The sequence below is a fragment of the Stenotrophomonas sp. SBJS02 genome (assembly GCF_020428325.2).
Taxonomy (GTDB): Bacteria; Pseudomonadota; Gammaproteobacteria; order Xanthomonadales; family Xanthomonadaceae; genus Stenotrophomonas; species Stenotrophomonas africana.
Genome location: NZ_CP109812.1, coordinates 4,432,586 through 4,450,294, shown reverse-complemented (window position 1 = coordinate 4,450,294; position 17,709 = coordinate 4,432,586). Strand labels below are relative to the sequence as shown.

The 17,709-nt window shown below is 66.9% G+C and carries 15 protein-coding genes and 1 pseudogene; 7 read left to right on the top strand and 9 right to left on the bottom strand.

Annotated elements, in window-relative coordinates:
* Window positions 1-79: 79 nt before the first annotated feature.
* The 3 genes from FQS62_RS20565 to FQS62_RS20555 are packed head-to-tail and all read right to left on the bottom strand — an operon-like array spanning window position 80 to window position 2,345.
* Window positions 80-1,399: a sensor histidine kinase gene (locus FQS62_RS20565; RefSeq protein ID WP_208043577.1), complete on the bottom strand. Its 1,320-nt coding sequence runs from the start codon at window positions 1,397-1,399 to the stop codon at window positions 80-82.
* Complete coding sequence (locus tag FQS62_RS20560; RefSeq protein ID WP_046984200.1) at window positions 1,396-2,055, bottom strand: response regulator transcription factor; 660 nt, start codon at window positions 2,053-2,055, stop codon at window positions 1,396-1,398. The genes FQS62_RS20565 and FQS62_RS20560 overlap by 4 nt, the downstream gene beginning before the upstream one ends.
* Window positions 2,055-2,345: a PepSY domain-containing protein gene (locus tag FQS62_RS20555; protein WP_046984201.1), complete on the bottom strand. Its 291-nt coding sequence runs from the start codon at window positions 2,343-2,345 to the stop codon at window positions 2,055-2,057. Before FQS62_RS20555 ends, FQS62_RS20560 begins: the two co-directional genes overlap by 1 nt.
* Window positions 2,346-2,496: 151 nt before the next feature.
* Here FQS62_RS20555 and FQS62_RS20550 point away from each other — a divergent pair, with 151 nt between their 5' ends.
* Window positions 2,497-2,931 (top strand): PepSY domain-containing protein, encoded by a 435-nt coding sequence (locus FQS62_RS20550; protein WP_046984202.1) that lies wholly within the window; start codon window positions 2,497-2,499, stop codon window positions 2,929-2,931.
* Between the two features lie 151 nt (window positions 2,932-3,082).
* Here the strand turns inward: FQS62_RS20550 and FQS62_RS20545 are convergent, their stop codons facing one another.
* From FQS62_RS20545 to FQS62_RS20535, 3 genes are all read right to left on the bottom strand, one after another.
* A complete protein-coding gene (locus tag FQS62_RS20545; protein WP_006399397.1) occupies window positions 3,083-3,565 on the bottom strand; it encodes a hypothetical protein in 483 nt (160 codons plus the stop codon).
* Window positions 3,566-3,690: 125 nt separating this feature from the next.
* Window positions 3,691-4,899, bottom strand: a complete 1,209-nt coding sequence (locus FQS62_RS20540; RefSeq protein ID WP_208043578.1) for an NAD(P)/FAD-dependent oxidoreductase — start codon at window positions 4,897-4,899, stop codon at window positions 3,691-3,693.
* Between the two features lie 13 nt (window positions 4,900-4,912).
* Window positions 4,913-5,407 carry a lipocalin family protein gene (locus tag FQS62_RS20535; protein ID WP_208043579.1) on the bottom strand — a complete coding sequence of 165 codons (495 nt, stop codon included), beginning with the start codon at window positions 5,405-5,407 and terminating at the stop codon, window positions 4,913-4,915.
* 182 nt (window positions 5,408-5,589) lie between these two features.
* On the opposite strand from FQS62_RS20535, the gene FQS62_RS20530 reads away from it, so the two are divergent.
* Window positions 5,590-5,838, top strand: coding sequence for a hypothetical protein (locus FQS62_RS20530; protein ID WP_208043580.1), 249 nt, complete (start codon window positions 5,590-5,592; stop codon window positions 5,836-5,838).
* Window positions 5,839-5,985: 147 nt separating this feature from the next.
* Window positions 5,986-8,355 carry a DUF3772 domain-containing protein gene (locus FQS62_RS20525; protein ID WP_208043581.1) on the top strand — a complete coding sequence of 790 codons (2,370 nt, stop codon included), beginning with the start codon at window positions 5,986-5,988 and terminating at the stop codon, window positions 8,353-8,355.
* A 391-nt stretch (window positions 8,356-8,746) separates the two neighbouring features.
* On the opposite strand, the gene FQS62_RS20520 is transcribed toward FQS62_RS20525, so the two are convergent.
* Window positions 8,747-10,852: a phosphoglycerol transferase I gene (locus FQS62_RS20520; protein WP_208043612.1), complete on the bottom strand. Its 2,106-nt coding sequence runs from the start codon at window positions 10,850-10,852 to the stop codon at window positions 8,747-8,749.
* Window positions 10,853-11,093: 241 nt separating this feature from the next.
* A pseudogene (locus tag FQS62_RS20515) lies at window positions 11,094-12,749 on the bottom strand (AarF/UbiB family protein); the annotation flags it as partial.
* Window positions 12,750-12,985: 236 nt separating this feature from the next.
* Here FQS62_RS20515 and FQS62_RS20510 point away from each other — a divergent pair.
* The gene (locus tag FQS62_RS20510) at window positions 12,986-13,912 is read left to right on the top strand and encodes a DUF808 domain-containing protein (protein ID WP_208043614.1); all 927 of its coding nucleotides are present in this window, start codon (window positions 12,986-12,988) and stop codon (window positions 13,910-13,912) included.
* A 107-nt stretch (window positions 13,913-14,019) separates the two neighbouring features.
* On the opposite strand, the gene FQS62_RS20505 is transcribed toward FQS62_RS20510, so the two are convergent.
* Window positions 14,020-15,558: a GGDEF domain-containing protein gene (locus FQS62_RS20505; RefSeq protein ID WP_049445459.1), complete on the bottom strand. Its 1,539-nt coding sequence runs from the start codon at window positions 15,556-15,558 to the stop codon at window positions 14,020-14,022.
* A gap of 106 nt (window positions 15,559-15,664) precedes the next feature.
* On the opposite strand from FQS62_RS20505, the gene FQS62_RS20500 reads away from it, so the two are divergent.
* The 3 genes from FQS62_RS20500 to FQS62_RS20490 all read left to right on the top strand — a co-directional run bounded on the left by FQS62_RS20500 (window position 15,665) and on the right by FQS62_RS20490 (window position 17,643).
* The gene (locus FQS62_RS20500) at window positions 15,665-16,300 is read left to right on the top strand and encodes a Rossmann-fold NAD(P)-binding domain-containing protein (protein WP_192840561.1); all 636 of its coding nucleotides are present in this window, start codon (window positions 15,665-15,667) and stop codon (window positions 16,298-16,300) included.
* Window positions 16,300-17,007 (top strand): helix-turn-helix transcriptional regulator, encoded by a 708-nt coding sequence (locus FQS62_RS20495; RefSeq protein ID WP_049445454.1) that lies wholly within the window; start codon window positions 16,300-16,302, stop codon window positions 17,005-17,007. The genes FQS62_RS20500 and FQS62_RS20495 overlap by 1 nt, the downstream gene beginning before the upstream one ends.
* A gap of 249 nt (window positions 17,008-17,256) precedes the next feature.
* Window positions 17,257-17,643, top strand: coding sequence for a VOC family protein (locus FQS62_RS20490; RefSeq protein WP_049445452.1), 387 nt, complete (start codon window positions 17,257-17,259; stop codon window positions 17,641-17,643).
* Window positions 17,644-17,709 lie beyond the last annotated feature (66 nt).

Genomic DNA, 17,709 nt, shown 5'->3' with positions numbered 1-17,709 from the left:
GACCAAGGTCGACACCTACCGGGTGCACGGCGACCAGTCGAATTGACGCTTGGTAGAGCCGGCCGTCAGGTTGGCCGCTTCACCCCAACGGCAACCACAACGTCGCACGCAATCCCGGCTGCGCATTCTCAAGCGCCAAGCGCCCGCCATAACTGGCGGCGATATCCCCCACAATCGCCAGGCCCAGCCCACTGCTGCCCTCGCGCTCATCCAGCCGCACGCCACGCTGCGTGACCTGTGACAGTGAATCCGCGGCCAGGCCCGGGCCGTCATCACGTACTTCGATGCGTAGCTGCCCGTCACTGCTGTCTGCGGTGACGTCCACCTGCTGTTGCGCCCACCGCCCGGCGTTATCCAGCAGGTTGCCCAGCATTTCTTCCAGATCGGCACTGGCACCGGCGAACTGCAGCGCCGGATCGATGCCTTCCGCCGTGAACGCAATGCCGTGTTCGCCATGCACGCGTGCCATCAGCCTGCACAGTGCTTGCGCGACAGCGGCCACGTCGGTGCGCTGGCGATGGTCGGCGGCCAGCCCGGCAGCCAGGTAACGGTCAACACTGGCCTGCATGCGTGCGCTTTGCTCGCGCACGGTGGCGCGCCAGTCCGCGCCGTCGCCATCGGCCTCGGTGGCCAGCACGCTCAGCGGGGTTTTCAGCGCATGCGCCAGATCCTGTGCGCTGGTACGCGCGCGCGCCACCATGCGTTGCTGGTGCTCCAACAGCGCGTTGAGTTCTTCGCCCAGCGGTGCGACCTCCGCACCCAGCCCCTGTGTATCGATGCGCTGCGCGTCGCCGCGACGCACCCGTTCCAGCTGCGCACCGAGGCGATGCAGCGGGCGCAATCCAAAGTGCACCTGGCTGGCCAGCACCGCCAGCCACGCGGCTACCAGCACGGCCAGGGCGATGGCCGTGCGCTGACGGAATGCGGCCACATCCGCATCCAGCGCACTGCGGTCGGTGGCGACCACGACCACGAACGGCTCGCTGGCGCGCGGCAACCGCACCTGCTGCACGCGTGCACGCAGGGATTGCTGCAGCGGCCCGCTCAGATTGCGCGTGGCCGGCCCGCTGGTCGTGGCCGGCAGGGTTTCATCCCACAGCGAGCGCGACTGCAGCAGCACACGGCCATCGGCACCGGCGATCTGCCAGTACGCACCGGAAAACACCCGCTGGAAGCGCGCGTCGTTCGGTTCCTGGCGCAGGCGCAGCTGTCCTTCCGGATCCACTTCGGCCTGTGCCAGCAGGGTCAGCATGTCCTGCTGCAGTTCGTGGTCGAGCCGGTCACGCGCGCTGCGCTTGAACAGTTCGCCCAGCAGTGAACTGGCCAGCAGCGAGACCAGCAGCAGGCCGACGCCGCCGGCCAGCAGCAGGCGCCGTCGCAGCGATGGCTGCCGGGTCATGGCGCGGCCAGCCGCCAGCCCTGGCCGCGCACGGTCTGGATCAGATCGATGCCGAGCTTGCGGCGGACCCGCCCGAGCAGGACGTCCAGCGCGTTGGAATCGGGATCCAAGCCGCCATCGAACACCTGTTCGCCCAGACGGTCGCGGCCGATCACCTGGCCGCTGTGGTGGATGAAGTAACTGAGCAGGCGGAACTCCTGCGGGCTCAGCGACAGCGCCTGCCCATCCAGTTCGAAACGGCCGGCGTTGACGTCCAGTTGCAGCGGGCCGCAGTGCAGGCGGGGGCTGGCATGGCCATGGCTGCGGCGGATCAGTGCGCGCAAGCGCAGCACCAGTTCGTCGGCCTGGAACGGTTTGGTCAGGTAGTCGTCGGCGCCGGCATCGAAGCCGGCCAGCTTGTCGTGCCAGCGCCCGCGCGCGGTCAGCACCAGCACCGGAAAGCTGCGGCCATTGCCGCGCCAGCGCTCGATCACGCTCAATCCGTCCAGCCCGGGCAGGCCGAGGTCGACGATGGCGGCCTGCAGGTCTTCGATCTGGCCGATTTCCTCGGCCTCGCGCCCGTCGGCAACCACGTGCACCACGTAGCCGGCCTGTTCCAGCAGGGGCAGCAGGCGCTGTGCCAGCGCAGCATCGTCTTCGGCCAACAGGATGCGCATCAGTCGTCCAGCTCCGTCTTCAGCAGCTTTCCGCTGCGCGCATCATAGTCCAGCTCCACCACCACGCCGTCGCCGCGCAGGATCTCCACTTCGTAGACGCCATCGTCCAGCTCCACTTCCAGCAGCTGGCCCGGGTAGCGCTTGAGGGCATCGCGCACCACGCTTTCCAATGGCACGTAACGGCCCTGCTGCACGGCGCGGCGCGCGACCTGCTGCGCCGGGTCCTGTGCAGGCGCGGCGGCGGTCGGGGCGCTGGCCAGGGCCAGCAGCAGGGGCAGGGTGGAGAGCATCGGGGTGCAGTGAGAGCTGTAGGAACAGGCATGAGTGTGCCGGTGGCGACTAACCGTTGGCTAACAGGGGCGGCTAAGACGTTGTTAACCACGGGGTGCATCGTGGCGTTGCCGGGATGGTCCGGTCACGAACACGAACAGGAGAACCCCCATGTTGAAGTCGCTCACCCTCGCCACTGTTGCTCTGCTGGCCATCGCACCGGCTGTACAGGCCGCGCCGCTGGGCATGGCCCAGGTCGAACAGACCCTGCGCAAGGCCGGCTACACCCAGATCCACGAGATCGAGCGCGATGATGGCCTGTGGGAGGCTGACGTGAGCCGCGCCGACGGCCGCTTCAGCGAGGTCTACGTTGACCCCAAGACCGGCGAGATCTTCGATGAGCACAGCAGCCGCGCACTGTTGACCACCGAGCAGGTGCTGGCACGGGCACAGGCGCATGGCCTGCGCGAGATCCATTCGCTGGAACGCGATGGTGCGACGTGGTCGCTGGAAGCGCGCAATGCCCGCAACCAGAAGGTGGACGTGCGCCTGAGCGGTTATGACGGCCGCATCCTGCACAGCGAGCGCGATGGCTGGCTGGATTGATCCGCGTGCCGGTAGGTGCCGACCTTGGTCGGCACGGAAAGCAGAGCGTGTCGACCAAGGTCGACACCCACCGGCACATGCAAGGTCGACACCTACCGGACACGTGCACCGGTAGTGGCCGACCTTGGTCGGCCCAGGCCCGACGCGGGGCTTACCAGCCAAACGGCGGCGGGTAATCCCAATAGCCCGGGCCGCGGCCGTAGTAGCCGCCGTACGGGCCGTAGAAGCCTGGGCCCTTGCCTTCGCTCACGTGGATGTTGACGTTGACCCCATGGGTCTTGCCTTCATCGGTAGTGTAGTTCTTGCTGAGGTTCAGGGTGGCGGCGTTGTAGTGGCTGTTGCCGCCGTTCTTGGAATAACCGATGCCGGTGGTGAAGCTGCCAGACACCTTGACCTTGTCGTCGGTCACGTCGGCGATCTTTGCGTCGTCGTGCACGCGCGGGCCGCTCTTGTCGCCGTAGAACGTGCCCGGCGGGTCCTGCTTCAGGCTCGCATCGTTCAGATAGCGCATCGGTGCCTGCGGCAGCGACAGATCCAGCCCGGTCGCCTGCGGCGCGGTCGCGCCAGCAGCGGACTGGGCCAGCACGGTTCCCGGCAGGGCCAGGCACAGCAGCAGGGTCAGGGGGCGGATCATGACGGCGCTCCAGCGGACAAGTGGCCACGCAACACGCGGCGGTACAGGCCGACGCTAGCAGGGGCTGCTTGAATGATGCCTGTCGGCGCCGGCTTGCGGTAGGGCCGGGCCATGTCGGGAGGCGGTCACAACCGCCCGAACCCGAACAGCCCCTGCAGCGGGTGCCTGCGACGCTCGATCCGGGCCCGCAGCAGCTGCGCGCCGATCATCGAATAGGTGATGCCGTTGCCGCCGTAGGCCATGGCGAAGTGCACCCGTGGCCCCCATTGATCGTGCGGGCCGAAGAACGGCAGGCCGTCCGCCGTTTCGGCGAAGGTGCCGGCCCAGGAAAACGCCGGCACCGGGTCCAGCCGTGGGAACCAATGCAGCAGCTGTTTCATCAGCTTGTCGGCCTTGCGTTCTACGCGCCGATCACGGCGGGCGGGAATGTCGATGGCGTCGTCCAGGCCGCCCACCAGCAGGCGGCGATCGCCGGTGGCGCGCAGGTACAGGTAGGGACGTGCACTCTCCCACACCATCGTGTTCCGCAGCCGGCCCAGCACGTCTGCATCGATCGGGTCGGTAATGAAGGCGTAGCTGCTGCGGTTGCGTGCGACGCGCTGCTGCAGCCAGGTCTGGTTGGCGTAGCCCATCGCCAGCACGACATGGCGGGCGTGGATCGTGGCGCCGCCCTCGGTGAGTGCGGTCACCCCGCGCGCGCTGGGCGTGAGCGTGTGCAGCACCGTACGGTCATGCACATTGCCGCCGCGCCGGCGCACGCGCTGCAGCAACCCATAGGTCAGGCGATAGGGATCCACCCGTGCCGCCTGACGTGTGAGCAGGGCACCACCGGCGTCCACGTCGAAGCGTTCCTGCAGTGCCTCCGGGCCGAGCCAGCGGGCATCCAGGCCAATGCTGCGCCGGGCCTCACCCTCGGCCATCAGGGTGGGTACGTCACGGTGGCGGCTGGCCAGGTACAGGCTGTCCATGCGCTGGAAATCAACGTCTTTCAGACCGCGAGCGACCTCGCCAAGCGCCGGAATCGCCTCGGCACAGGCCCGGTAGGCCAGCGCGGCGGCGTCCTGGCCATAGCTTTGGGCCAGTTCCAGCAGATGGGTATCTATCTCGTACTGCAGCAGCGCTGTGCTCGCGGCGGTACTGCCCCAGCCGATGTCGCGCTGCTCGATCATCGCCACGTCATGGCCATGCCGGGACAGTTCGTCGGCAATCAGCGCGCCGGTGATGCCGCCGCCGACCACCAGCACGTCGCAGCGCAGGTCCTGCTGCAGCGGGGGAAAGGCGTGGATCAGGCCGTTGCGTACCGCCCACCACGGGTAGCCACTCTTGAGGTCCATGGTCGTGCGTTGCTCAGGCGGTGGGGCGGCCGGTGTGCGGGGTCTGGATCAGTTCGGACAGATCGAAGCCCTGCAGGCGGGCCGCCGCCAGATAATGGTCCTGCACGGTCGCGTCCAGGCGTGGCTCGCGCGCCAGCAGCCACAGGTATTTGCGGTCCGGGCTGCCGACCAGCGCCACGCTGTAGTCCGGAGCAACCTGGATCACCCAGTAGTCGCCCTTGGCGAACGGCAACCAGCGCAGGCCCTTGGGCAGGAAGCTCACCTCCAGGCGCGCGCTGTCGTTGTCGACGGCACAGGCCTCGCCGGTGGCTTCCTCGACCTCGCCGTCCATACGGCAGCGGTTGGTGATGCCGACGTTGCCGTTGTCGAGCAGGGTGTAGTGCGCCGACACGTCGGTGCAGCCCTCCGGTTCATGGCGCATAGGCAGGCGCGCGATCTCGTACCAGGTGCCCAGGTAGCGCGGCAGCTTGAGGTCGGCAACGGTCTTCAGCGGCGGGTGATCGGTCATTGGCGGTCGTTGCAGGGGGGGGCCTCCACGATGCCGATGGCCTTGCCATGGGCGGGTGAAGCCGGGGCGATGGCCGTGTCCAGAACGTTCCGTCGCCCCGACGGAGCGCCCGTTGTCACCGGCGCGGCGGTATCCTGCAGCCAGCGCCGTGTTTTCCTGATCCAGACGAGGTGGAGGTGCCGATGTACCAGGTGATCCTGTTGAAGAGTGAATCCGAGTTCGCACGCGAACAGTGGCCGCAGGTCGATGACCTGGTCGACTACGAAGGCGTGGCCTACAGCCTGCGTGCCGGCCCGCGCCAGCCGCTGCCGACCGACCACGACTGGCACCCGGTGGCGGTGTATGCGCCCGATGAGATCACCGAGGAAGAGTTCCAGGACTGGTACGCGCTGCAGCAGCCCACGGTGGAAGAGCTGCGCCTGAAGTACTGATGCTCGACGCTGCCGGGGCCGCCCATCCGCCCTTTACCGGCTCTGCCGTATAGTCGCGCGCAGGCGCGGTGGTCCGCGCGAACCGGTGTGGCTGGCTTGTCTTCTTTCCTGCGATCGATCCGTGCACGAGGGCCCTGGTGGGTCCTGATGCTGTGCTCCGCCCTCCTGCTGTCCGCGCCGGTGCTGGCACAGGATGAGGACCTCACGCCAAAGCAGCAGTTGGCGCAGATCGAATCCAGCCTGAAGGAGATCGACCGCAAGCGCGGTGATGCTTCGGCCATCGAGACACTGGCCATGTTGTCCGAGGACGCCTCGAAGGCGCGGCGTGAAGCCGAGGCGCTGGAGAAGGAGCTGCAGCCACAGTTGGTTCGCCTCGACGAACAACTGGCGCAGTTGGGTACGCCTGCCGAGGGCACTACCGAGCCGCCGGAACTGGCGGCGCAACGGCGCAGCATCACCAAGCAGCGGGACGGACTGGCCGCGTCGGTAGCGCAGGCCAAGACCAGTGCCGTGCGTGCCCAGCAGCTGGCGACCGACATCGACCAGCAACGCGTCGCGCAACGTACTGAAGAACTAGGGCAGAAGGTTGCCTCGCCGTTGTCTCCCGCGCTGTGGAGCAAAGTTGCCGAGCGCCTGCCGATCGATATCGCACGCGTTGCGCCGTTGGCCGAGCAGGGGCGCGATACCTTCGTCGCCGGCATCCGGGCCAATGGCTGGGGCACGCCGTTGCTGGGCCTGGTGGCTGCACTGGTCATGATGTTCCCGCTGCGGTTGTGGCTGCGCCGGCTGGGTCGTCGCTTTGCTGCGTCCGAGCGTGCACCCGATGGCCGCCTGCGGCGTTCTGGCCTGGCCATGTGGCTGCTGCTGGTGGGAACACTGCTGCCCGGCTATGCCGTGGTGGTACTGATGGCGGCGCTGGACGCCATCGATGCCATCGCGCCGCGCCTGCAGGTGGTGGCCGACGGCCTGGAGACGGCTACCTTCCGCGCCGCCTTCATCGCCGCGCTCAGCGCCTGCATGCTGGTTCCCAAGCGTCCGTCGTGGCGGTTGCTGAATCTGGATGACACCGCCGCACTGAAGCTGCGCAAATACGCCTGGGGTGCGGCGGCGCTGGCCTGGCTGAGCACGGTGCTGGTCGCCCTCGATCAGGCCACGCGTACCAGCGACGTCACCACGGTGGCGCTGGATGGCCTGATTGCGCTGACCTACCTCGGCCTGATCATGGCCATGCTGGTGACCCTGGCGCGCCTGCATCGCCGGCAGACCGCCGAGGCCGAGGCCAAGCTGGAGGCGCAGGCCGATGGCGTGGGTGCGGCCACGCCGGTGCGCCGCAGCAGTTGGCTGGTATTGGCACGCGTGGCGGGCAACATCGCTGTGGCAGCGGCCATCATCGCCACCCTGCTGGGCTATCTGAACTTCGCCAAGTTCGTGAACCAGCAGTTGATCGGCGGCAGCATCGTGGTGCTGGCGGCGACGCTGCTGTTCAAATTCGTCGATGACCTGAGCACGTGGATGCTCAATGCCGACAGCAAGGTTGGCCAGACCATTCTGCTCAGCACCGGCCTGAGCGTATCGCGGCTGGAGCAGGCCGGCGTGCTGCTGTCGGCGGTTCTGCGTACCTTCGTAGTGTTGATCGCGCTGCTGGCACTGGCAGCGCCGTTCGGCAACATCGGCTCGGTCGTTGAACGCGTGGCCTCGCTGGCCAACGGCATCCCGATCACCAAGGACCTGACGCTGCAACCCGGCCGCATCGCCATTGCTCTGCTGGTGATGCTGGTCGGCCTGGCGGTGACCCGGCTGCTGCAACGCTGGCTGACCGACACCTATCTGCCCAAGACCGAGCTGGACCTGGGGGCGCGCAACTCGATCAGCACCATTGCCGGTTACGTCGGCATCATCCTGGTGGGGCTGTGGGCGTTGACCGCGATGGGCCTGAACCTGAAGAACCTGGCGCTGCTGGTCAGCGCGCTGTCGGTGGGTATTGGTTTCGGCCTGCAGGCGATCATCCAGAACTTTGTCTCGGGCCTGATCCTGCTGGCCGAGCGCCCGGTGAAGATCGGCGACTGGGTGAAGCTGGGTGATCAGGAGGGCGACATCCGCCGCATCAACGTGCGCTCGACCGAGATCCAGGTGGGTGACCGGTCGACGCTGATCGTGCCGAACTCGGAGCTGATCACCAAGACCATCCGCAACATGACGATGGGCAACAACCAGGGCCGCATACAGATCCAGTTCGCGGTGCCGCCCAGCACCGATGTCGGCAACCTGCGGCAGGCGCTGCTGGATGCGTACACGGCGCACACCAGTGTGCTGAAGCAGCCGGCGCCAACGGTCTACATCGACAGCATTGCCGGTGGCCAGATCACCATCAACAGTTTCGCGTACGTGGCCAGCCCGCGACAGGTCTACGCCACCCGCAGCGATCTGTACTTCAGCCTGCTGCAGATACTGGCGGAGCGGAACATTCCACTGTCGACCCCGACCGACATCCACATCACCCGCGATCCGCAGGAGTAGGGGGTTTTTGCAGGGCTGCGCCCTGCACCCGCCGAAGCAACGTCAACCGCAAGAGCAACAGCGTGCATTCCGTGGATTGGCGGGGCGGTGTCGGAGTGCGGGGACGCCGCAAGTACGTCCCTGTAGGCTTGGCAGCCGCATCCATGCGGCTGACACCCCACACTCCGGCACCGCCCCGCCTTCGACAGATTTCCGCGATCTGTTGGAATTGCTTTTGGGGTCAGATCCGTTTTCCGGAGGAAAACGGATCTGACCCCATCTTGATTTTCGATATCTGACAGATTGTGTCGACCAAGGTCGACACCGCCCCGCCAATCCACGGAATGCACGCTGTTGCTGTTGCCGTTGCTCCGGCTCGTAGCGGGTGCAGGGCGCAGCCCTGCAAAGAACCCTACCCCCGTGGTCGACTGCGTGAGGGCACCAGTGCGAACGTATCCACCGCCAGCTTCTCGGCGTGGTTCAACCACGCGCGGATCTCCAGATCATCCACTTCGTGATCCAGCCCGAACGACACGTTGATCTTGCCGTTGGCATCGGGCTGCACCCACTGCTGGGCCAGCACCACCTTGCGCTGCGAGGAAACTGCCTCGATCCAGAAACCACGATCCGGGCGCGTACTCGCCACCAGCTGCAGCATGTACTGGCCAGCGCGGGTACGGCGACCCTTCTGGGTGATCATGTGTGCCTGGCGCACGCTCGGGCGCGGGCCCTGGAATGCGTCCAGTGGTGCGTCCACGGCGATGCCGCCACGCAGGTCGTTATCGCGGTACAGCTTGATGCCGTTGTCGCGGTTGACGAGCAGGGCGCACCAGTCACCGTCAGCCGAGCCGTCCTCGAACGCGGTGCAACGGTCGACGTAGGCCAGGGTGTTGTCCGGGTTGGCATCATCGAACTGGCGCGAGGTGTTTTCCAGATACACGGACTTCAGGCCCCAGTCCTTGTCGTACTCCAGCAGCACCGGTGGCTGCACGTGCTGCAGGCCGACCACCACCTGGTCATCGCCATCGATCTTCAGCTCGCGGGTCGGTTCACCCAGCCACAGCGAACGCGCGAAGGCCAGGTACTGCGGGTAATCGCGGCCGCCATCGCGCTGGGTGGCCACGCTGGCGCTGGGCGCGCGCTGGCTATCGATCAGCGAACGGCCAAAGCCCATCGTCTTCAGGTTCGGGTCCAGCAGGCTGAGCAGGGTCGCACCCGAATCCAGGGTGGTGCCGGCGTCGGCGTTGAGCTGCTGCGGGGCGATGCCGTCGCCCAGGAACAGCAGCAGGTTCTCGCGCTTCTGCCGGGTCAGGATGTGGGTCAGATCGTTGGGCATTGCCAGGTGATCGGAGGCGATCACGATCAGCGTGTCCTTGCCGTACGGGCTGGCCTGGATGCGCTGCACCAGCTGCGAGATCAGGCGGTCGCTGCACTTGAGCGCGTTGAGCATGTTGATGTTGCCGTACTGGCTTTGGTAGCGCTCGCCCTTGCACGACACGGGCAGGTGTCCCGCTGGGTGGTGGGTGTCCATGGTGAGCGTGGTGAGCATGAACGGCGAACCGGCGCGCGAGAGCTGCTCGAAGCGCTGGTAGGCGGTATCCAGCAGCACGTCATCGTGCACGCCCCACGCCGAGTAATGGATGCGGCCGATCTTCTTCTGCTGCTTGAACCACGCCAGGTCATGGACTTCATCGAAGCCGTGGCTGGCCAGGAACTGGCCCTTGCCAGCGAACTGGCCGTTGGCACCACCCAGGTAATGGTTGGTGTAGCCCTGCTGCTTGAGGTAATCGCCCAGGCACACGGCCTTGGGCAGGAAGCTGCCCATGCGGTCCATGCTGTTCTCATCACCCTGCGAGGTGGTCAGCGGCACGCCGCACATCGATGACACCAGGCCGGCGATGGTCCAACCGCTGCCCTCAGCGGAGGCAAGGCCGCGCACGTCCAGCGACTCAGATGCCAAGCGGTTGAGGTTGGGCATCAGGCCCGGGAAAGCGCTCTCGTCCAGATAGGTACGTTCCAGGCTTTCGCCGTAGATCCAGACGATGTTGCGCGGACGCTGCAGCGGCTGCGTCGGCACCTGGTACTCGGGGGCGATGCGGGCGAAGTCGACCGGACGCAGCTGCTGGTAAAGGCGCTGGCCGTCGCGGGCCAGCGGGCTGATCATGATCGCGGCCACCCACACGGCCGCGAAACCGGCGAACAACGCGCCACCGTGGCCGGGCCGGCGCCAGCGCTTCACCCGCGTCGCGAACAGCGGCAGCAGCGAGACCAGCGCCAGCACGATGAAGCCGGCGATATAGCCCTTGAAATCGGAGACACCGGCGCCTTCCATATCGGCGCCGAGGTGGTACAGGGTGGCGGCATTGAGCCCATCACCGGAGAGTTTGTCGATCAGCCACCATGCGCTGAGCATGAGCAGCAGCAGCGAGAGTGAACCGGCCTTCCACCACACCCATTTGCCGGACGCGAGGAACAGCCAGCACAGCAGCAGCAACGACAACAACAGTATCCAGAGCATAGGCAGCTTCGGCAGTGACGGGATGTTGATGGACGTCGTACCGACGCGTGTCCATCCGACCGGCGCTGTCGCAAGCACATACACATGACAGGCCGATGACCCGATAGTGCATGCACGAACCTGACTGAAATGTTTGTTGAAATGACGCGCGCGCAATCGCGTTCAGAAGGTAAAACGAGCGTGAAAGGGTTCGTTGGATTGCATTAAAAACCGCATGAATACGGATGTTTTCATTGATGCGCTAGCGATGCCCGCGTTCTTCGCGCGCCCGCGCACGACGATCGAACAACAACGCGCTGGTAACGATGCCCAGCCCGAGCACCACGCCGATGAACAACAGAATCAGGGCGATGAGCGGGTAGCCGAACAGATGCCAGCCGGTGTCGATCTTCATCATCATTGCCGCAGCCATGATCAATGCCGCGCTGATGATGCCGGCCGCCACGCGGTTGGCGATCTTCTGCAGGTTTTCCATCAACCGCGATTCTTCCAGGCCGGTCACCTTCATCTGCAGGCGGTTCTCGGCCAGCAGCGCCATGATGTCCGACAGCTTGCGCGGCCCATCGCGCAGCAGCTGCTGCAGCTCCATCGCCTCGCTGGCGAGGTTGGCGGCAGACAGCGATTTCTTCAGGCGTGCGCGCATCACGTGCTGCAGCTGGCGCTCGACGATGCGGCGGGTATCCAGGTCCGGTGCCAACAACCGGCACACGGTTTCCAGATTGAGCAGGGCCTTGCCCAGCAGGCTCAGCTCCGGCGGCGTGCGCAGGCCGCAGGCGGTGGCGATGCGCACCAGGTCCAGTACCACGCGGCCTTCCGAGAAGCTGCCACTGGCGGCGTAGCGCGCAATCAGCTGGCCGGTCTCGCGCAGGTAGCGCTCTTCGTCGAATGCCTCCAACCGCGTGCTGATGCTGATCAGGTCGTCGGCCACTTCTTCGCCACGGCCATCGACAGCGGCGAACAGGATCTTCAGCAGCCGCTCGCGCAGGCGCGGCGGCATGTGCGCGACCATGCCCAGGTCGAAGATCGCCAGCCGTCCATCGGGCATCACCCGCAGGTTGCCGGGATGCGGGTCGGCATGGATCTCGCCATGCACGAAGATCTGGTCCAGGTAGCCGCGGATCAGCGCCGCCGCCAGCGGGTCCATCGATTGTTCGGTGCGGCGGACATCGGGAATCGCATCCACGCGCACGCCGGTGGCCAGTTCCATGGTCAGCACGCGCTGACTGCTGTAATCCCACAGCGGCTGCGGTATCCACAGGCGGCGGAACGGCTTGAGATGGCGGCCGAAACGGGCCAGGTTCTCGGCCTCGGCGTGGTAGTCCAGCTCCTGCATCAGGGTCTTGGCGAACTCGTTGAGCCAGTCGCGCAGGCGCACCCGACGGCCGACCTGGGTCAGATGGTCGGCGGCCAGCGCGAAGCTGCGCAGTGCCTCCAGGTCCGAGCGCAGCTGAGCAGCGACCTCGGGTTTCTGAACCTTCACCGCCACCTGGCGGCCATCGTGCAGCACCGCGCGATGCACCTGCGCGATCGAGGCACAGCCCAGTGGCTCGGGATCGAACGCGGCGAACAGCTTGTTCACCGGCGCGCCCAGCTCCTGTTCGACGATGGCATGGATGCGAGCGACCGGAATCTCGGCCACCTTTTCCTGCATGCGCTCCAGCGCCGTCGCGAACTCCACCGGCACCATGTCCGGTCGCGTGGACAGCATCTGGCCCAGCTTGACGAAAGTCGGCCCCAGGGCTTCCAGGTCGCTGACGAACTGTTCCGGGTTGCCATCGGCGGGCACGTCGGCCTGGTTGCTGGCGGCGTCCAGGTTCATGCCCGAGAACACGCCCGAATGGCGATAGCGCATCAGCAGGCGCAGGATCTGGCTGCGCCGGTTCATGCCCTTGACCAGCGGAGGGTTGCCATTGGTGGTGGGCGGATTGCTCACGCGGAACTCCCATGCGACGGATACAGGTAGTGCCGGCCGCTGGCCGGCAATGTCCGGAACTGCGCGGTTGCCGGCCAGCGGCCGTCACTACCGGATTCCGCAGTGTCGCCGGGGAGCGGTAGGCATGCAGTGAATCCGACCGCTTCCGCAGTCGCCCCGGTATCGGTCAGAATCCGCTCATTCCCTCACTTGGACGCCCCATGGCCGGTGCCAGCCTGTTCGCCCTGCTCGACGATATCGCCTCCCTGCTCGACGACGTCTCGGTCCTGACCAAGGTCGCGGCGAAGAAAACCGCCGGCGTGCTGGGCGACGACCTTGCACTGAACGCGCAGCAGGTGACCGGCGTCAACGCCAACCGCGAACTGCCGGTGGTGTGGGCGGTGGCCAAGGGCTCGCTGGTGAACAAGGTGATCCTGGTGCCAGCGGCGCTGGCGATCAGCGCGCTGGAAGCCTGGCTGCACAGCCGCGGCTGGAACGTGCCGCTGATCGTGCCGCTGATGATGATCGGCGGCGCCTTCCTGTGCTTCGAGGGCGTGGAGAAGTTGGCGCACCGGTTCCTGCATTCCGCCGATGAGGACGCCGAACACCAGGCCGAGCGGCGCAAGGCGCTGGCCGATGCGCAGGTGGACATGGTCGCGTGGGAAAAGGACAAGGTGAAGGGAGCCATCCGCACCGACTTCATCCTCTCGGCCGAAATCATCGTGCTGACCCTGGGCGTGGTCGCCACCGCGTCGTTCACCAACCAGGTGGTCACGCTGGCCGTGGTGGCACTGGCGATGACGATCTTCGTCTATGGGCTGGTGGCGGGCATCGTGAAGCTTGATGACGTCGGCCTGTACCTGTCGCGCAAGGGCGGTGCCATCGCCGCCTTCGGTCGTGGCCTGGTGGCTTCGGCGCCGTGGCTGATGAAGTTCCTGTCGGTGGCCGGCACCATCGCCATGTTCCTGGTCGGCGGCGGCATCCTGGTGCACAACGTGCCGGCGCTGCACCACTCGGTGCAGGCGCTGGGCGGCGAAGGGCAGTGGGGCTGGTTGATCAGTGCTGCGGCCAACATGGTGGTCGGCATCATCGCCGGCGCCATCGTGCTGGCGGCGGTGACCGGGTTCCAGAAGCTGCGGGGCAAGTAGTCACCGGCGGGTTCCCCGGTAGAGGCCGACCTTGGCCGGCGCTTTGTTTCCCACGCGTGCCAACCAAGGTTGGCACCTACCAAAGCGGTTTCCGGTGTACCGAAGAACTACCCCGCCTGCACCCGGTTCTTGCCCTGCCGCTTGGCTGCATACAGCGCGTCATCGGCGCGGCGCAGCAGGGTCTCGGTATCGTCGCCGGGCTGCCATTGCGCCAGCCCGGCGCTGAAGTGCACCGGCACGCGCTGGTCCTGCACGGTCAGCACGCGGTGCGCAAGCGAGCGCTGCAGGCGCTGTACGGTGGCCATGCTGTCGGCGCCCTGGGTTTCCGGCAGCACCAGCACGAACTCGTCGCCACCCAGCCGTGCGATGCCGTCGGTGGCGCGCAGCAGCAGCTTGCACACGGCCACCAGATGTTGCAGCAGCGCATCACCGCCAGCGTGGCCATACGTATTGTTGGTCTGGTGGAAATCATCCAGGTCGATCACTGCCACGCCCAGCGGTGAGTTGTTGCGTGCGGCACGCGCCAGTTCACGCTGCAGCAGTTCGTCCAGGCCGCGACGGTTCAGTGCCTGGGTCAGCGGATCGACGCGCGCCAGGTCACCGGCGGCACGCAGCTCCTGTTCCAGCTCGGCGATGCGCTGTTCAGCGCGCTCCACTTCCTGCCGCGCGCTGGCCAGATGATCGCGTGCCTGCGCGGCCTGCTGCTGTACCTTGCCGGTGTCGCGCATCACGTCCTGCAGCAGCTGGTTGAGATCGGCGATGCTGCGCGCTTCGCGCAGCTGCAGTGCGTAGCTGCCGATGCGGTCGTGGTACTCACCGGTGCTGGTGGCCATGCCATCCATGCGCTCGATGAACTCGCCCATCAACCCGCGCATCGCCGCCTTCGAATCGTCGATGCCCTGGCGCAGCAAGCCCTGCTTGTAGATCACTTCGCGCAGTTCAGCGCGGGTACGCTCGACCGCTTCAGCTTCCAGCGGCCCGTCCAGCAGCTGGCGAACTGCGGCGATCTGGCCCTGCAGCCAGCTGCGGTCGTCCAGCAACTCACTCACGTTTTCCAACAGCAGCGCGAACAGCTCCAGCAGCAGTGCCTGCTGCTCCTGCCAGCTCTCGGCGCGCACGCCGACCTGGTGGCCGAGTTCGCGCACGCCCTGTTCGATCGGTTCCAGTGCGGTACCCGGCTGCCACTGGCGCAGGCGCGTGGCCAGGGCCTGCGCCTGTTCGCGTAGATCCGGGTCGTGCTGCAGCAGGGCCACCACGGCGCCACCCAGCAGCAGCCGCAGCTGCTCGGACAGGCGCAGGCTTTCCGGCTGCCCATCTGGCGAATGCTGTTCGATGGTGCGGATGTACTTGTCGATCAACTGCCGCATGGCGCGCCCGTAGCGCGGCCAATCGGCGCTGGCCTGCGCCGACTGCAGGCGGTCGCCCATGTCGCCCAGTTCGCCGGGCAGGGTGGCCATGCCGTTGGCGAACGCCGCCAGCAGCGGCTCGGGCGCGTCGGCGCCGGCGAACAGCTGCTGCAGGGCCACGCCACCGCCGCCCTGCAATACCACGCGGTCGCCCAGCCCATCGTCCACCACCGCGCGCACGCGTGCCGGCGGCCCAAGGGCGGTACCGGGGGCAGAGCGGTGGTCGGGCTGGTCCGTCATGGAGCGAATCCTGGGGGCTGGCAGGGACTGGTTCCAGCATATCGGCGCGGCCGCCGACGGCTTGAACGGCTAGGATGGGCGACAGAATGCCGCAGTGGAGGTGGTGATGCGCGTGATGTTGCTGGGGGCGACCGGCCTGGTCGGCGGGCTGACCCTGCCCAGGCTGTTGGATGACCCACGCTGCAGCGCCGTGGTGGCGCCCACGCGCCGCCCGTTGGGCGTGACCGACGGGAAGCTGGAGAACCCGGTGCTGGCCTTCGATACGCTGCCCGCCGTAGCTGGGTGGGCGCGCGTGGACGCGGTCATCTGTGCGCTCGGCAGCACCATTGCCCAGGCTGGCAGCCGCGAGGCTTTCCATCGCATCGACCATGATTACCCGCTGGCGTTCGCCCGGCTGGCACAGGCGCAGGGTGCACAGACTTATGTGCTGAATTCCGCAGCCGGCGCCAACCCGCAGTCGTCGATCTTCTACAGCCGGGTGAAGGGTGAGCTGGAGCGCGATCTGCGCGCGCTGGGCTTCCACTCGTTGACCCTGGTTCGCCCAGGGCTGATCGGGGGCGAGCGCAACGAGGTGCGTCGTGGCGAGCGCCTGGCGCTGACGGTGTTGGGTGCGTTGGGGCCGGTGCTGCCACGGGCGTGGCGGATCAACCCGGCCAGCGAGATCGCCAAGGCACTGGTCGAGGCCGCGCTGGCCCCGCAACCGGGTGAGCACGTGCTGGCATCGGGCGCACTGGTCGGCTGATGTCGCGTGCGCTGCGCCTGACGCAGCTTCAACAGCTGCTGCGCCGCCACCGACGGCCGGTAGCCGGGCAGGTGCTGGCCGACGCGCTGGGCATCAGCCTGCGCACGCTGTACCGCGATATCGAGACGCTGCGCGAGCAGGGCGCTGACCTGCGCGGCGAGGCTGGCGTCGGCTACCAGCTGGCGCCGAGCGATACCCTGCCACCCATGACGCTGCCCCCGGCCGAAATTGACGCGCTGGTGCTGGGCCTGCGCTGGGTTGCCGCGCGCACCGAGCCGGCGCTGGCCGAGGCCGCGCGTGATGCCCTGGCGCGTATCGCGCATGTGCTGCCAGCCGCGCGCCGGGAAGCCTTACGTGACAGCGGCTTGCGCGTTGGCCCTTCGCGCGCTGCGGCCAAGGTGCCGCCTGCACGCCTGCAGGCCGTGCGCGAAGCAGTGGGTTCACAGCAGCGCCTGAAGTTCGGCTACGAGGATGCGCACGGCCAGCGCAGCGAGCGCATCGTCTGGCCGTTCGCACTGGGCTACTTCGATGAGGTGCCGATGCTGGCGGCGTGGTGTGAGCGCCGCGAGGATTTCCGTCATTTCCGGCTGGACCGCATCCGCCAGGTGCGCGTGCTGGAGGATCGCTACCTCGTGCCGCGCGCCACGCTGCTGCGGCGCTGGCAGAAGGCGCAGGGCATCGCGCCGGACTGGTTGGACCGTTCGTAGCGTCGGGCTTGCTCGACTGTCCTTGCGCTTTGCTTCCTGCTGCTGGCGCGATGGGTTGGCGGCCTTTGCTGTTTGCTCCTGGTAGATGTCGAGCTTGCTCGACTGCCTTTGATCTTCGCGAACAGCAGTCGAGCAAGCTCGACCTCTACCAGGGCAGGGGCAACAGCAGTCGGGTGCGCTCGATGCTACTGACAGAATCTGTCAGCAGGCCCATACCACCATGATCGCTCCCAACAACGGAGCTTCCCCATGTTCACGCCCAGCACCCTGCTGCAGTACGTGCGCGACGTCGCCACCAGCGCCACCTTCTACAGCGGCATCCTCGGCAAGCCGCCGGTTGAGCAGTCATCCGGCTTTGCCCTGTTCCTGCTCGGCGATGGCGCCGCACTGGGCCTGTGGCAGCGCGACGGCGTGCAGCCGCCGGTGTCCGCGCAGGCCGGCGCCGCCGAACTGGCGATGGTGGTGGCCAACCCGGAGGCTGTGCAGCAGATGCACGATGCGTGGCGCGCTCTTGGTGTGGAGATCCTGCAGGCGCCGGTGACACTGGAATTCGGCCATACCTTTGTCGGGGCAGATCCTGATGGCCACCGCCTGCGTGTGTATAGCCGCGCCGAGGGCTTGGTCGCGCGCGATTGATCGCCCGCATTGTGTAGATCCACGCCATGCGTGGATGCGGGCAAAAAAAACGCCGGGCAATGCCCG